This window comes from Limosilactobacillus reuteri subsp. reuteri (genome assembly GCF_000016825.1).
GTDB lineage: Bacteria > Bacillota > Bacilli > Lactobacillales > Lactobacillaceae > Limosilactobacillus > Limosilactobacillus reuteri.
The window spans coordinates 669,985-684,507 of record NC_009513.1 but is presented as its reverse complement, the minus strand read 5'-3'; the positions used below and the strand labels follow the sequence as shown (position 1 = coordinate 684,507).

The following is a 14,523-nucleotide window of genomic DNA, read 5'->3' as shown; positions in this document are numbered from 1 at the left end:
CTTGAACTCCTCCTAGAGCTTCCGTAAATCATCCTCTAATTCGGTCTTGCCAGCGGTTTGATCATCGACATTTTTAATAAACTTAGCAGGAACTCCCGCAACCATCGTATGAGGAGCCACATCATGAGTAACAATTGCCCCAGCAGCAATGACAGCTCCTTCTCCTACATGAACCCCTTCAATTACCACCGCATTGGCGCCAACCATTACATTGTCATCAATGCGGACTGGTTCAGCTGAAGCCGGTTCAACAACTCCAGCTAAGACAGTACCAGCACCAATATGACAGTGGCGACCAACAATTGCACGGCCACCAAGAACTGCCCCCATATCAATCATCGAATCGGCACCAATTTCAGCACCAATATTAATTGTTGCGCCCATCATAATGACAGCATTGTCACCAATAAGCACTTTATCGCGAATAATTGCTCCCGGCTCAATGCGGGCATTAATATTCTTCAAATCAAGCAAAGGAACTGCTGAATTACGCGCATCGTTTTCCACATGGTAAGATTCAATTGCTGAACTGTATTCCTTTAATAACGGTTCGATAACTGTCCAATCACCGAAAATAACACCCGTATGCTGTTCAAGAAATGTTTCTACTTCTGCGGGAAATTCTAAATCACCCAAATTTCCTTTAAGGTAGACCTTTACCGGTGTCTTCTTGGGTGCGTTACTAATGTAGTTAATGATTGTTTGTGCATCTAATTCAGCCATAATTATTTACCTCTTTCTTCCTTTATATATGTCACATTATTGTTGGTATGGTTCATCCAAATGAATTAAATCATCGTAAGTTTCTCGTTTAATTACAACCTGGGCTGTGCCTTTTTCTGCAAAGACAACTGCTGGACGAGGATTCCGATTATAATTTGAAGCCATTGAATAGCCATAAGCACCAGTATCAAGCATTGCCAAGACATCCCCTGGTTTCGTAGCCGGTAATGCCTGATTCTGACTAAGGATATCACCAGACTCGCAATACTTTCCTGCCACCCGAACATGTTCAACCAATTCCGCCCGAGGATTATTTGCTAAGACCGTTTCATATTGTGCTTCATAAAGTGCTGGACGAATGTTATCGCCCATCCCGCCATCAACTGTTACATATGGCTTCAATCCTGGTACATCTTTACGTGATCCAACAGTATAAAGATTATAGCCAGCAGGCCCCGCGATTGAGCGTCCTGGTTCTATCCAGATTGCCGGCATGGCAAGGTTTGTTTCTTTAATTTCAGTTTTGATGGCCTTAATAATTGCTGCCACAAATTCTTCTGGAGCAAGTGGTGTATCATCTTTTACATAACGAATTCCAAAGCCACCTCCAACGTTGATCACAGCAGCTTGGTAGTTGAATTTTTCTTGCCAGTGGGCGGCAACTTCAACTAACTTCTTAGCTACTCCTTCAAATCCCGCAAGTTCAAAAATCTGTGAACCAATATGGGCATGCAATCCTTTCATTTGCATCCGGGGATTTTCAAGAACTTTTGTTAACGCCTCATCTGCCTGTCCTGATTGAAGGTCAAATCCAAATTTACTGTCAACTTGACCAGTTTGAATGTACTTATTTGTATGAGCAGAAATTCCAGGAGTAATTCGCAACATCACATCAACATGCGCATCATGCTCTTCCAAAACGTCTGCCAGCAATTCAATCTCATGGAAGTTATCAATCATGATTGTTCCCACGTGATGGTCAATTGCCATTTCCAATTCTTCCCGTGATTTATTATTCCCGTGAAAACTAACATTAGCCATTGGAAAGCCCGCTTTGATTGCCGTATACAATTCACCACCAGAAACAACATCAACATGCGCACCTTCTGCAGCAACTACTTGATACATTGCGATTGCTGAAAAAGCTTTACTTGCATAGCTAACTGCATAATCAACACTGTTTTCTTCAAAAACCTGCTTAAATGCTCGGATCTGGTTACGAATCTGTTGAACATCATAAACAACTAACGGGGTACCAAACCGGTGAGCTAAATCAACTGCATCACATCCCCCAATTGTTAGGTGACCAGCAGCGTTTATTTGTTGATCAGAAATTTGTTCGTTCATTTGTAATTCCTCCATGAAGTTTGTAGTAAAGAGGCTGTATAAAAAAATCCACTGTCTGCGCAAACAAACAGTGGAATTCACTTATCCATTCTGATTTGTCGATAGCGCAACGCAGGCTCTTATTGTCCTGCGACAGTCCGTAGCTTATTCAACTACGACCCAGCTGCTTAATATGCCAAACTAAGCGCTTCGGCAACTTCCCTGTTCAACTAACCTCAATGTCTTGGCGAACTAAATTAGTTTACTAGTGTCGGTTGCGCCTCTTCGATTTATACATAGCTTATAAGTCTTTTATGAGAATGTCAATATAAATAATTAAATTTAAAAAAGTTTTTTTAATCTATTAGATGTAAGAAAGTTAATTTCACTAAATTTTCGTAACTTAAAGGCTTGCATGTCACCTCCAATGTGTTAGAATTCGATTAAATTATTTTAGAGATAAATTAGCAACCCTAATTATCTCAAAGGAGTATTTTAAGTATGAAAGTCGTAAAGTTTGGTGGAAGTTCTCTGGCTAATGGAGAAGCCTTTCAAAATGCAATTAATATTATTACCTCTGACCCACAACGCCGGGTAATTGTCACTTCTGCACCGGGTAAACGTTTTGCCGATGATATTAAGGTTACTGACTTACTGATTAAATATGCCCAAACAGTAATTGCAGGCCAAAACCCTCAAGAAATCGTTGAACAAATTTTAAATCGATATCAAGAGATTGCTGCTTATTTTGGCTTACCAGCAGATAAATTAATTCCGCTAGCCGAACGACTGGAAGGCCTTCCTAACCATACGTATCCAAATGATAACTATCTCTTGGCTGCTTTCAAAGCTCATGGTGAACGCTTAAATGCCCAACTAATGGCCATCCTTTTGCAGCATTTAGGTTATGAAGCACGTTTTGTGACACCAAGTGAAGCTGGTATTATTGTTACTGGAACTCCCAATAATGCTAATGTTATCCCAGAAACATATGCAAACTTGAGTCATTTTACGTTTAATGAAAACGAATTATTAATATTCCCCGGTTTCTATGGTCTCACCCTTGCCGGACACATTGCTACTTTTTCCCGTGGCGGTTCTGATATCACCGGTGCGATTCTTGCGCGCGGTCTTCACGCCTCCACTTATGAAAATTTCACCGATGTTGATGCTATTTACTCAGCCAATCCACAAATTGTTGATCATCCGCAACCAATTACAACCATGACTTACCGAGAAATGCGGGAACTATCTTACGCTGGTTTTTCCGTCTTTCACGATGAAGCACTGATTCCTGCCATTCAAGGAAATATTCCAATCAATGTTCGTAATACTAATGACCCTGAAAAGCCAGGAACAATGATTGTCCCTGATAAAGATTTTCAACCAAGCGACATTGTAACGGGGGTCGTGAGCGGAAAACACTTTGCAGCCCTCTACCTGCACAAATATCTCCTTAACAAGCAAGCAGGTTTTACTCTTCGGATCCTTGAAATTCTCGCAAAGCACAACGTCTCATACGAACATATGCCTTCAGGAATCGATGATATAACAATTATCCTTGATCGGAATGCAATTAATGACCAATTAATCGATACCATCTGCAATGAAATTCAAGAAGAGATTAATCCTGACCGTTTAGAATGGATTGACAATTATGCAATTACCATGGTTGTTGGTGAAGGTATGCGTAATCGCACGGGGGTAATCGATGATATTTTAATGCCCCTAGCTGAAAAACACATTGCGGTTCCCATGATTAATCAAGGAGCTTCACGAATTGCAATTATGATTGGGACATACAACGAAGATGCAGATGAAGCTGTTCGAGCTATTTACCATCGCTTTTTCGCAAATTAGGAGGAACTATTTATGGTGCAATTATTAAAAGTCCACGGATCACAAAATGCCTTTTTTATTCTTGACCAAACACAACTGACCAATCCCCTTAACGATGAAGAATTAGTTTCGTTTACCCAGCAAATAACCGATGCACAAAATGGCGTTCTCGGTGGTGCTGATGGCGTTTTAGTTGTTAACCATCCAACTAGACCAGGATCAGCAGCACAAATGCGGGTAATTAACGCAGATGGCAGTGAGGCCTCAATGTGCGGCAATGGTTTAAGAACGGTTGCTCGCTATGTAGCAGAACGTGATAATTTAACCGATTTTAAAGTCGATACAATGAATGCTAGTCTTCGTGTTCGTCAGCATGAAGACCTTGCACCCGGAGTTCCCGCTTTTGCCGTTGAAATTTCACCAGTAAAGTTTGACCGCACTGCTTTGCCATTTGATAATCTTGGTCACAAGCGCCTATTAGACACCCTCGTCCCTGAATTATATCCTAGCCTCCGTTTTTCAGCCCTTGCTGTTCCTAATCCCCACTTAATTAGTTTTGTTAGTATGGAAGAACTAAATGGCTCAGCGCTTAAAGAATTAGGTACACGGTTAAATAGTGATAATCCTTACTTCAGCGATGGAGTAAATGTTAACTTTGGCCATATTCTCGGTCATAACAAACTCTTTGTAAAAACGTTTGAACGAGGAGTCGGCTTTACAAATGCTTGTGGAACAGGTATGTCTGCCACTAGTCTCGCTTTAGCCCTCACTCATCCAGACGCAGCATCATTTAATGAACCAATTAGTGTTTACAATCCTGGTGGCATGGTCAAGACAATTCTTCACCGTGATGACTACAACTACTGGATCGAATTAATCGGTAATGCTACGTTTACTAATATTATTACTGTAGAGGAGTCAACAATTCACCAAGAAAATCTTGATGAGCTTCAAAGCAGTAGCGTTGAAACGGCTGAAAACAAAGCATATTTGGCTTTTGTTAATTCACTACCTTCCTTAAAATTTGAAAATTAAAAAAATTTAAAAGATAAAAATCGATGAAAATTCAGTTTCAACTCTGAATTTTCATCGATTTTTAATTTATTTACGATTAAACAATGTATCAATTGATTGGTTATTGTGGATACGAACAATTGCTTCTTTTAATAAATCGTCCACTGATAATTGAACCAACTTAGAGAATTCTTTCTCTTTTGGCAATTGAATTGTATCTGTTACAATCATCTTTTCAAGAGGAGAATTTTGCAACGTATTTACCGCATCGGCTGATAATACTGCGTGCGTAGCAATACCATAAACCTTAGCTGCCCCAAAATTCTTCAAGGCTTGCGCAGATAAGTTCATCCGGACACCAGTATCAACAATATCGTCAACAATAATCGCAGTCTTTCCCTTTACGTCTCCAATTACATACTCAGGTACTTCTTGTTCAGTCCGTTCCCGAACTTCATCGTTACGGTTGTCAATAATCGCAATAGACGCTTTAATTCGTTCAGCATATTTCCGTGCTAAATTAACACCGGCATGATCAGGGGCAACTACTACAATATCATCCCCCAAGTTTTGCTCTTCAATATATTTGGTAAAAAGACTGGTTGCTTGAAGATGATCAACAGGAATATCAAAGAAACCTTGAACTTGAGGAGCATGAAGGTCAATCGTTACTAGTCGGCTAATTTGATCCATTTCAAGAAGGTTGGCGATCAACTTAGCTGTAATTGGTTCACGGCTTCGTGCTTTTCGATCTTGACGTGCATAACCATAGTATGGCATTACTACGTTAATCTTGGCTGCACTTGCCCGTCGTAAAGCATCAACCATAATCAATAGTTCCATCAAGTTAGTGTTAACCGGATCAGAAACTGACTGGATGACATAAACCTCACAGCCACGAATACTTTCGTCAATTGTAATTTTAATTTCACCATCAGCAAAATGACTAATGGAAGCTTTACTCAACGGAATCCCCACGCGTTGAGAAATTTGTTCAGCTAGTTTTGGATTTGAATTTAGTGAAAATAAACGCACATTATCGGCATTTTTTATCTGGGTCATTTTTATACTCCTTTAAAGTTCGACAATAATCATAACTATTATGACAACAAATTACTGTTCAAGCAAGTATTATTTGACTTGATGCAAACTTTGTAAGCTAATATTTTCCATTCCGATTAATGGATCAATTGTATCTGAATTAATGAGATCAGCTGTTAGAATATATTGCTGAGCATCATTATTTATTAATTGTTCAGTTTGTTTTTGAACTGGTTGGGAACTAGCAAGTTCTTTTGTTAATGAATCTGTTTGATGATCTAAGTTTGATTTTAGTTCACCATGCCTATTCCAAACCCTACCGAGGCGATCAACCAAAGAAGTTTTTCGGTTAACTGCTTCATTTTTTACACTAGTCACAGCCGCATATGGCTCACCGATCAAAACTAGCTTTTCTGCGGCACGAGTAATCGCTGTATATAAAAGATTTCGTTGAAGCATCCGGCTAAACTGCTGAACAATTGGCAAAAGAACCATCTTAAACTGACTTCCCTGTGCTTTATGGATCGAAATACAATAAGCTAACCGTAATTGATTCCATTCCATGCGGCTATAACTCACTTCATTACCATCAAAATCGACAGTAATTGATTCATTTTTCTTACCGACTGTCCTACCGCTTTCAATTGCTGTGATTTTTCCAATGTCACCATTAAAAATGTTCTTTTCTGGAACATTAACGAGTTGCAGAACCTTATCTCCAACACGAAAAGTTAGTCCCCTAAAATCGACTTCTTGCTTTCCATTAGCTGGAGGATTATACGCCTGTTGTGCAAGCTCATTCAAACGATCGATCCCTGCCTGTCCACGGTACATTGGTGCCAAGATTTGAATATCATTTGCGGAATAATCTCGTTTTTTAGAAAGGTCAATAATTTGTTGAACCACACTTGGCACTTGGTTAGCATGGCATGAGATAAATGATCGATCTGGCATTTTATTCGTTAGATCTGATGGTAGCTTACCCTCTTTGATAGCATGAGCTAATGGGATAATTGTTGAATCAGCAGCCTGGCGGTGAATATTGGTCAGTTCAACTTTGGGCAGTTCTGCAAAGTCAAGAAGATCATGGAAAACTTGCCCGGGACCAACAGATGGTAATTGGTCTTTATCACCTACCAAAACTACATGCATAGAAGTAGGGACGGCTTGAATAAGAGTCTTAAACAAGAGGGTATCGACCATCGACATTTCATCAATAATCAATAACGAGCCTTCTAAATCGCGGGCATTCATATCAGTTGGCATTTCCCGGCCATTAAGCCCTAGCAAGCGGTGAATTGTACTTGCTGGTAAATCAGTAGCTTCACTCATTCGTTTAGCAGCACGGCCTGTAGGAGCAGCTAGTAAAACAGGAAATGACTTTTCTTTATATTCATTTACGTCCAATGAAAGATCATGAATTTTCGCATAACTTGCTACAATCCCTTTAATAATTGTTGTTTTTCCCGTTCCTGGGCCTCCCGTAAGAAGCATAACTTTACTATTTAAGGCTGTTTTGATGGCCTCTTTTTGAACTTGGTCATAGGTTATCCCCGATTGATCGGCAACCTTCGTAACTGTTTTCTCAATAGTCGTTGCTGGTACTTTTTCCTGGTCAACGGTAAGAAGACGATGTAAGTGATCAGCAATTTGCCATTCCGCGTTATAAAGGGCAGTTGGATAAATTTTTTCATCCGCATAACTAATTGCTTGATTTTTCTCTAGCTCAACAATTTGGTTGGCAATTAAATCGGTCGAAACACGACCCCCACTTCCTTGGGCAAGCAACTGGATAGTTTGCTGCAGAAGAGGTTTTGTTGTAGTAAATGTATCACCAGTCTCCATTGTCAAGTCATCAAGCGTCTGGATAATTGCGGCATCAATTCGACGTGAATCATCCGTGGCGATTCCTAATTTCTGTGCCACCTGATCAGCCCGATTAAAGCTAATTCCATCTATCTCAGCAGCGAGTTGGTAAGGATTTTCATTAATAATATGCAGAGTTTCTTCTCCGTACTTGTCAAAAATTGCACTACTAAGGTTAGCGCCAAAGCCGAGATCATTTAGGCCGATAATAATCTGGTCCATCCCCTGGTGTGCTCGTAAATTATCAACTAATGAATCCTTAACTGCTTTGCGGAGTTTTAATTCATCTAAAACATGGGGGTCAGCAATAATTTTATTAATCGCATCCGTTCCTAATTTATCGACAATTTTTTCAGCCGTCTTTTTTCCAATTCCGGTAAACTGTTTTCCAGACAAGAAATCAATTAACCCATCCTTGCTTGTGGGCCGATTGACATGGTAAGAAGTCGCTTGAAACTGTTGCCCATATCGCGGATGCTCAACAATTTTTCCCTCAAAGCGGTAAGTCTGATCATCACTAAGATCACCAAAACTTCCCGTTACAGTAATCTCCGGCTCGTGCCAATCAAAATTTGCTTCTTCAACCGAGACAATTAAAACCTTAAAAAACGAATCTGGACTAGTAAAAATCTCAGATTGTACCTGACCAATAAAAAAAGACGGCTCCGTTGGCGTCTTAAATAGGTCGATTTCTTCAGCCATAGAAGTCATCCTTTCATGTTGCTAATCTTTCTTTTGCGTTGCCTGAAGCGTTTTTTCAATATCATTAAGTCGTTGCTCACTCTTATGGTAGTAATTAGGATCTAACTGCTTAGCTTGCGCAAGGTAGTCTTTGTATGGCTCACCAAGAACCATCGCTACAATTCCGCGATTAAATTGTGTATCAGCACGTCCTGGATGATACTTTAGAATTGCATCATAGTAAGCTTTAGCCTGTTTAAATTCGCCTAATGCTAATAATGAGTCACCGATTACCTGATTAATTTCAGGATCATCTGGACGTAATTCAAGGGCAGTTAATCCATAAGCAACAGCTTGCTTGTATTGTCCTTTTTTCATATAGCTTTGGGCTAACATAAGATAAGAATCAGCTTTGAGTTTGGAGTCATCAATCTTATTATAAAGCTTAATTGCTTCGTTAACTTTGCCAATCTCATAGTAAAGGTTACCAAGACCATAGTTTAAGAGGTTCATAGCATCCTTGTCACCCTTTGCCTCAAAAATCCCCAAAGCCTTCATAAAGAGTTCTTCTGCTTGTTGATAGTCATTTAACCGGGTTAGCAAAGAACCTAAATCATAATAATTATTTACTTTATCTGGATGCTCATCAATTGCTTCAACTAGTTTATGAACTAATTTTTCTGTTTCCTTTTTCTTAGGATCACGAAAATCTTTTTTCTCTGTCATTAATATCACCTCTTAAATCGTATCAGTCGGATCAACCTTGCTCTTGTGAAGGTAAGATGTATCATTCCATTTTTCAAGTTCAAAATGGCGACCATCATTAGTAGTAAGAATCGTCGTTGATGTATTGCTTAGTCCACCACGATCTTTCAAGTGAGCAAGCGGTGTTCCAATCAATGCATTAATGGCAGCATTCAAGGCAGCTCCGTGTGAAATCACGAGAATATTACCATTAGGATACTGGCGACAATACTCTTCAATTGCTGCACGGAAACGAGCGATTACTTCTAGAAAACTTTCTCCTTCTACTAATGATTCATCATATTTATCAGGATGATGACGAAAGTTTTTTAAGACTTCAGGCCATTTTGCCGCAACGTCTTCAAAATGCATTCCTTCCATTTTGCCTAAATTAAATTCTTTTAACCGACTATCAATTGTTAATGGGATTTCTGGATTCAAATGGTTCAATAATGCCTGAGCTGTTACGCGCGCACGCTTTAAAGGACTAGTATAAGCGTATTCAAACGGAATCCTTTGTAAAGAACTTGCTAATAATTCAATTTCTCGATAACTATCCTTTAGTAACGGTGAATCGCCATTGGCACCTTGATAACGGGATTCTAAATTCCATTGCGTTTTTCCATGCCGGATTAAATAAACTTTTGTCATCTCTGTCGTTACCCCTTTTATTTACTATCTTACCAGAGTTTGCGGCAATTGTTTATCACAGAGTTATTACTTTATGTATATTTAAGAAGGCAAAAGTGAAATTACCCCTGCCTTCTTTAAAGTCTAAAAATATGAATTAAACGTATTGAAGCTGCCGGTCATGACTGTAAGCACGATCAATAATCGCACTCCCAAGGCATTCCTCTCCATCGTAAAAGACAACTGCTTGACCTGGAGTGATGGCCCGTGCAGGATCATCAAATTCAACTGTTACCATTTGATCATCATCTGACAAATGAACAGTAACGCCAACATCTGTCTGACGGTAGCGGAACTTGGCCGTACAATGAAAATCACGCCCATAACGACTTACAACATCATCAACCCAGTGAATATCACTCGCTTCAAGATGAGTAGCATAAAGATGGCTGTTTTCGTATCCTTGACCAACATAAAGAACGTTCTTCTTCATATCCTTACCGATTACAAACCATGGCTCATTACTTTCCTTATTACCACCAAGGCCAAGCCCACGACGTTGACCGATGGTGTAATACATTAAGCCCATATGCTGACCAACAACTTTGCCATCAAGGGTTTCCATATTTCCCGGTTGTGCTGGAATATATTGACTCAAGAATTCACGAAAATGACCATCCTCACCGATAAAGCAAATCCCAACAGAATCCTTCTTATCAGCAGTAGCAAGCCCTGCTTCTTCAGCAATCTTTCTAATTTCTGGCTTAGTGTAGCCAGCTAATGGAAACATTACCTTATCCAACTGCTTGTAATCAAGTTGACTTAAGAAGTAAGTTTGATCCTTGTGTTGGTCTTTAGCACGCATCAAGTGCATCCGGCCGTTCTCATCACGCTTTACATCAGCATAGTGCCCAGTAGCAACGTAATCAGCACCTAATTGGTTAGCATATTCAATAAAAGCCTTGAACTTGATCTCTTTATTACAAATAACATCAGGATTTGGTGTACGACCTTTCTTGTATTCAGCAATGAAATACTTGAAAACCCGATCCCAGTATTCCTTCTCAAAGTTAACAGAATAGTATGGAATCCCAATCTTAGAAGCAACTTTTGCTACATCTTTGTAGTCTTCAGTGGCAGTACAAACACCATTTTCATCAGTGTCATCCCAGTTTTTCATGAAGACACCAACAACATCGTATCCTTGGCGCTTTAAGAGAAGAGCCGTCACTGAAGAGTCGACTCCTCCACTCATTCCTACTACCACACGTGTATGACTATTATCAGCCATTAATTATCACCATCATTTCGTATAGATTCTGGAATAATCTACGATTGAAGGTCGCATGCATCCAGTGTTAACCATTGTACCAGAGTATTTCAATCCCTGCACAGTTTTTATTTAGTGAATATTTGCCGGGCAACCATTTCATCTAAAATATAGTGATATTGTTGAATAAATTCAGCTGCGCGTTGGTGATTAAAAATATTAATTTTTCTTAAACCATTTCCCGAAAGAGTCTCCATTTTAAAACCGTCTAAATCACTGTTAATTAAAATCCGAAGACGGGCTACAGGTTTAAATGGATTATCAGTATCAAGACTTCCTAAATATTCAAAGTTTCCCCGGTTCGTCTGTTCAAATCCTAAATCAAGCAAAGCATATTTTTTTATCTCTGGGCTAATTGTGTATTTATCCTTATCACCAGAAATTTGTACTGTTTTTGTAAATTCCATTTTAATTATCCCCATTAATTTTCTTTAGGTTTTCAACGGTTTTAACAATCGTAGCAATTAACTGATCAATATCTTCTTCCGTATTTAACCCGCCAAAACTAATTCGAATTGATTCACTAATTCGGGGGCTATCAGCGCCAAACATCGCTGTTAAAACGTGAGATGGCTCAATACTACCCGCCGTACATGCAGACCCACCAGAGACTGCGATGCCTGCAAGGTCTAAGTCTGTCTGGATAACATAAGTTGAAATGCCTTTAAACCATAAGTTAAGTACGTGAGTTTTGTTGATTTGACCATTAATTTCAAAATCAACATTATTTTCCTTAAGTGCGTTAACAATCTTTTGCTTAAAGACGTAATAACGATCGCGCCGTTCTTCTTTTACTTCCGGCGTGTTTAATTCTACCGCTTTAGCAAAACCGGCAATTCCAGGCACATTTTCAGTCCCCGCACGGCGTTTAGTTTCTTGATCTCCACCCTTAATAAAGCTTGGAAAACTAATGCCATCACGACGATATAAAAAGCCCATCATCTTTGGCCCATTAATCTTATGGGCAGATGTTGAAAGCATATCAATGTGGTCAGCTTTAACATCGATTGGCAACAGTCCATATGCTTGAACAGCATCTGTATGAAACCATGCTTGATGTTCCTTCAAAATTTCACCAATCTCATGGATAGGCATTTGACTACCCACTTCATTGTTTTCCATCATAATGGTTACTAAAATCGTATCATCACGAAGAGCGGCCTTAAAATCATCAATTGAGATATTACCATTTTCATCAACTGGTAAATAGGTTACCTCAAAGCCATGTTCTTCTAAAAAATGGAGAGGTTTTAAGACTGCCTCATGCTCAATGGCAGTTGTAATAATATGCTTACCAAGATTCTGCCGTTTAAAAGCAGTTTGGATAATAGCAGTATTATCACTTTCAGTTCCCCCACTAGTAAAGATAATCTCATTATCGTCAGCATTAATGCTTTGGGCAAGAATGTGACGACTATCTTCCATTACAAGTTTGGCATGACGCCCATAAGAGTAACCAGTTGAGGCATTTCCCCATGATTCTTGCATTTGTTTAGTCACTTCCGCAATTACTTCTGGGGTCATTGGGGTTGTTGCTGCATTATCCAAATAAATCTCACTCACGAGTTTTTCATCCTTCCATTTACTTATCTAAATCTGCAAAGAGCTGAAGAAGCATATTTGCAGAGCGTTTTCCGGCATCAATAATAAAGTCGTCAAAACTAACGCCGGCATCTTCATCACCTGTATCAGACATTGCCCGAACTACCACATATGGAATTTGGTGGTCAGTGGCAACTTGTCCAACCGCTGCCCCTTCCATTTCACTAGAAAGTGCATCAGGGAAATTATTCAAAATCTCTTTAATTGCTTCTGAACTTGCAATAAATTGATCACCAGAAACAATTAATCCTCGTTTTACATTTAAGCCAGTCTTTTCACCGGCTTTTTCTAAGGCTTGTCCCCATTGGTCAGAAGCCTTAAAGCGTGGTTCTTTTCCTGGGAGTTGGCCATAACGGTAATTAAATGCAGTTGCATCAACATCATGGTAGGCCGTTTCAGTTGAAATTACAATATCACCAACATGTAACCCTTCACCAATTCCACCAGCTGATCCAGAATTAATCACAACATCTGCCCCACAATCGGTAATTAAATGTTCAGTAGTAATCCCAGCTTCCACTTTACCAATTCCAGATTCTACTAATACAACGTCTTGATTATTGATTTTACCGAAAAGGTAGGATTTACCCCCGATTTTCTTCTCTTGTTTATCAGATAACTTTGCAGTTAATTCTTTAATTTCTTCAGGCATTGCACAAATAATTCCAAATCGCATATTTTTCTCCTTTTTCTATCCAACATAAAATAGTATTAAGTAAACAATAATAATTGCCACAATCAAAGCAATGATTGCAATATTTAAGCGGCGTTTCAAGCGCGCCGTTTTTTCTGCCACTGTTTCGTCATGACGTTGACTAGCAACTGCTTCGCGACTATAAGGTTGATCAGTTGTATTTTCTGTTGCTTCATTAATAGGTTGCTGTTCAGTCTGACGTTGCTGTTGACGATATTGGCTACGTGACATACGTGATTGTTGCTCATCTTGTTGTTTATTATCCACGGTTGTTCATTCCTTGCCAGTAATAGATTGCCATGATTGTCTTAGCATCTTCAATTTCGCCTTGATCAATCATTTCAAGCGCTTGTGGTAAAGTTACTTCTTTTAACATCAATTGTTCATCTTGATCTTGCGGCAGCTCGTTGCTAACCCGTTTTAATCCCGTGGCCAAATAAAGAGTCATGTATTCATCCATACAACCAACAGAAGTATAAAATGAAGAAATCTTTTTTAAACTTGTTGCTTCATACCTTGTTTCTTCATTTAATTCACGTTTAGCCGCATGAAGAGCATTATCAGCATCACGTTGATCGAGCTTCCCCGCAGGAATTTCAAGGGTTGTTTTTGCAATTGGTGCGCGCCACTGTTTTTCAAGAATCATTTTATTATCAGCCGTCAAAGCCAAAATCGCAATTGCTGGTGCGTGGTGGACGATTTCTCGTTGTGTTTTATTACCATGTGGGGTGATAACTTGCTGTACTTCAACATCGATTAAATGGCCGTGAAAAACTGTTTTACTACTTATTGGTCGCTCTTCAAATTCCATTAGAACCCATCCTTATCTTAAAACACGAACATGTGCTGCTTGCGGTCCCTTTTGTCCTTGAACAATTACTAATGAGACCTCTTCATCAGGGTGAAGGATGCGACGACGCGTTCCTTCAATTCCACTATAATGAACAAAAATTTCTCCTTCATGGGGAACTGTAATAAAGCCCCATCCTTTTTGTTCGTCAAAACTTTTTACTTTTCCTTTGAGCATTTTTAC

General features: G+C 39.3%; 15 protein-coding genes and 1 riboswitch. Of the genes, 2 read left to right on the top strand and 13 right to left on the bottom strand.

Annotation, left to right across the window (positions count from 1 at the left end; translation table 11 throughout):
• Positions 1-12: 12 nt before the first annotated feature.
• The gene (gene dapD, locus LREU_RS03320) at positions 13-723 is read right to left on the bottom strand and encodes a 2,3,4,5-tetrahydropyridine-2,6-dicarboxylate N-acetyltransferase (protein ID WP_003668295.1); all 711 of its coding nucleotides are present in this window, start codon (positions 721-723) and stop codon (positions 13-15) included.
• A gap of 36 nt (positions 724-759) precedes the next feature.
• Positions 760-2,070 (bottom strand): diaminopimelate decarboxylase, encoded by a 1,311-nt coding sequence (lysA, locus tag LREU_RS03315; protein ID WP_011953429.1) that lies wholly within the window; start codon positions 2,068-2,070, stop codon positions 760-762.
• Positions 2,071-2,163: 93 nt separating this feature from the next.
• Positions 2,164-2,343: riboswitch (Lysine riboswitch) on the bottom strand.
• Between the two features lie 207 nt (positions 2,344-2,550).
• On the opposite strand from lysA, the gene LREU_RS03310 reads away from it, so the two are divergent.
• Both LREU_RS03310 and dapF read left to right on the top strand, forming a co-directional pair.
• Entirely contained in the window at positions 2,551-3,909 is a 1,359-nt protein-coding gene (locus LREU_RS03310; RefSeq protein WP_003668299.1) for an aspartate kinase, read from the top strand.
• A 12-nt stretch (positions 3,910-3,921) separates the two neighbouring features.
• The gene (dapF, locus tag LREU_RS03305) at positions 3,922-4,923 is read left to right on the top strand and encodes a diaminopimelate epimerase (protein WP_003668300.1); all 1,002 of its coding nucleotides are present in this window, start codon (positions 3,922-3,924) and stop codon (positions 4,921-4,923) included.
• Positions 4,924-4,989: 66 nt separating this feature from the next.
• On the opposite strand, the gene LREU_RS03300 is transcribed toward dapF, so the two are convergent.
• The 11 genes from LREU_RS03300 to LREU_RS03250 all read right to left on the bottom strand — a co-directional run bounded on the left by LREU_RS03300 (position 4,990) and on the right by LREU_RS03250 (position 14,517).
• Entirely contained in the window at positions 4,990-5,964 is a 975-nt protein-coding gene (locus LREU_RS03300; RefSeq protein ID WP_003668302.1) for a ribose-phosphate diphosphokinase, read from the bottom strand.
• 69 nt (positions 5,965-6,033) lie between these two features.
• The gene (recD2, locus tag LREU_RS03295; protein WP_003668303.1) at positions 6,034-8,511 is read right to left on the bottom strand and encodes an SF1B family DNA helicase RecD2; all 2,478 of its coding nucleotides are present in this window, start codon (positions 8,509-8,511) and stop codon (positions 6,034-6,036) included.
• Between the two features lie 21 nt (positions 8,512-8,532).
• Positions 8,533-9,216 (bottom strand): tetratricopeptide repeat protein, encoded by a 684-nt coding sequence (locus LREU_RS03290; RefSeq protein ID WP_003668305.1) that lies wholly within the window; start codon positions 9,214-9,216, stop codon positions 8,533-8,535.
• Positions 9,217-9,228: 12 nt separating this feature from the next.
• Entirely contained in the window at positions 9,229-9,885 is a 657-nt protein-coding gene (locus tag LREU_RS03285) for a histidine phosphatase family protein (protein ID WP_003668306.1), read from the bottom strand.
• Positions 9,886-10,021: 136 nt separating this feature from the next.
• The gene (gene mnmA, locus LREU_RS03280) at positions 10,022-11,155 is read right to left on the bottom strand and encodes a tRNA 2-thiouridine(34) synthase MnmA (protein WP_003668307.1); all 1,134 of its coding nucleotides are present in this window, start codon (positions 11,153-11,155) and stop codon (positions 10,022-10,024) included.
• Between the two features lie 107 nt (positions 11,156-11,262).
• Complete coding sequence (locus tag LREU_RS03275) at positions 11,263-11,601, bottom strand: DUF1831 domain-containing protein (RefSeq protein WP_011953428.1); 339 nt, start codon at positions 11,599-11,601, stop codon at positions 11,263-11,265.
• Position 11,602: 1 nt separating this feature from the next.
• On the bottom strand, positions 11,603-12,757 hold the full coding sequence (locus LREU_RS03270) for a cysteine desulfurase family protein (protein WP_003668309.1): 1,155 nt from the start codon (positions 12,755-12,757) through the stop codon (positions 11,603-11,605).
• A gap of 19 nt (positions 12,758-12,776) precedes the next feature.
• Positions 12,777-13,472, bottom strand: a complete 696-nt coding sequence (locus LREU_RS03265) for a 5'-methylthioadenosine/adenosylhomocysteine nucleosidase (protein WP_003668310.1) — start codon at positions 13,470-13,472, stop codon at positions 12,777-12,779.
• A 15-nt stretch (positions 13,473-13,487) separates the two neighbouring features.
• Entirely contained in the window at positions 13,488-13,757 is a 270-nt protein-coding gene (locus LREU_RS03260) for a hypothetical protein (RefSeq protein WP_003668311.1), read from the bottom strand.
• Positions 13,750-14,301, bottom strand: a complete 552-nt coding sequence (locus LREU_RS03255) for an NUDIX hydrolase (protein WP_003666776.1) — start codon at positions 14,299-14,301, stop codon at positions 13,750-13,752. Before LREU_RS03255 ends, LREU_RS03260 begins: the two co-directional genes overlap by 8 nt.
• Positions 14,302-14,313: 12 nt before the next feature.
• A complete protein-coding gene (locus LREU_RS03250; protein ID WP_003666775.1) occupies positions 14,314-14,517 on the bottom strand; it encodes a cold-shock protein in 204 nt (67 codons plus the stop codon).
• Positions 14,518-14,523: the final 6 nt, after the last annotated feature.

Bases quoted from the DNA above. Each gene is read 5' to 3' on its own strand.
- LREU_RS03310 (WP_003668299.1), top strand. From the start codon at position 2,551: ATGAAAGTCGTAAAGTTTGGTGGAAGTTCTCTGGCTAATGGAGAAGCC.
- lysA (WP_011953429.1), bottom strand. From the start codon at position 2,070: ATGAACGAACAAATTTCTGATCAACAAATAAACGCTGCTGGTCACCTA.
- LREU_RS03250 (WP_003666775.1), bottom strand. From the start codon at position 14,517: ATGCTCAAAGGAAAAGTAAAAAGTTTTGACGAACAAAAAGGATGGGGC.
- recD2 (WP_003668303.1), bottom strand. From the start codon at position 8,511: ATGGCTGAAGAAATCGACCTATTTAAGACGCCAACGGAGCCGTCTTTT.
- LREU_RS03255 (WP_003666776.1), bottom strand. From the start codon at position 14,301: ATGGAATTTGAAGAGCGACCAATAAGTAGTAAAACAGTTTTTCACGGC.
- LREU_RS03300 (WP_003668302.1), bottom strand. From the start codon at position 5,964: ATGACCCAGATAAAAAATGCCGATAATGTGCGTTTATTTTCACTAAAT.
- LREU_RS03265 (WP_003668310.1), bottom strand. From the start codon at position 13,472: ATGCGATTTGGAATTATTTGTGCAATGCCTGAAGAAATTAAAGAATTA.
- LREU_RS03285 (WP_003668306.1), bottom strand. From the start codon at position 9,885: ATGACAAAAGTTTATTTAATCCGGCATGGAAAAACGCAATGGAATTTA.
- mnmA (WP_003668307.1), bottom strand. From the start codon at position 11,155: ATGGCTGATAATAGTCATACACGTGTGGTAGTAGGAATGAGTGGAGGA.
- LREU_RS03290 (WP_003668305.1), bottom strand. From the start codon at position 9,216: ATGACAGAGAAAAAAGATTTTCGTGATCCTAAGAAAAAGGAAACAGAA.
- dapD (WP_003668295.1), bottom strand. From the start codon at position 723: ATGGCTGAATTAGATGCACAAACAATCATTAACTACATTAGTAACGCA.
- dapF (WP_003668300.1), top strand. From the start codon at position 3,922: ATGGTGCAATTATTAAAAGTCCACGGATCACAAAATGCCTTTTTTATT.
- LREU_RS03275 (WP_011953428.1), bottom strand. From the start codon at position 11,601: ATGGAATTTACAAAAACAGTACAAATTTCTGGTGATAAGGATAAATAC.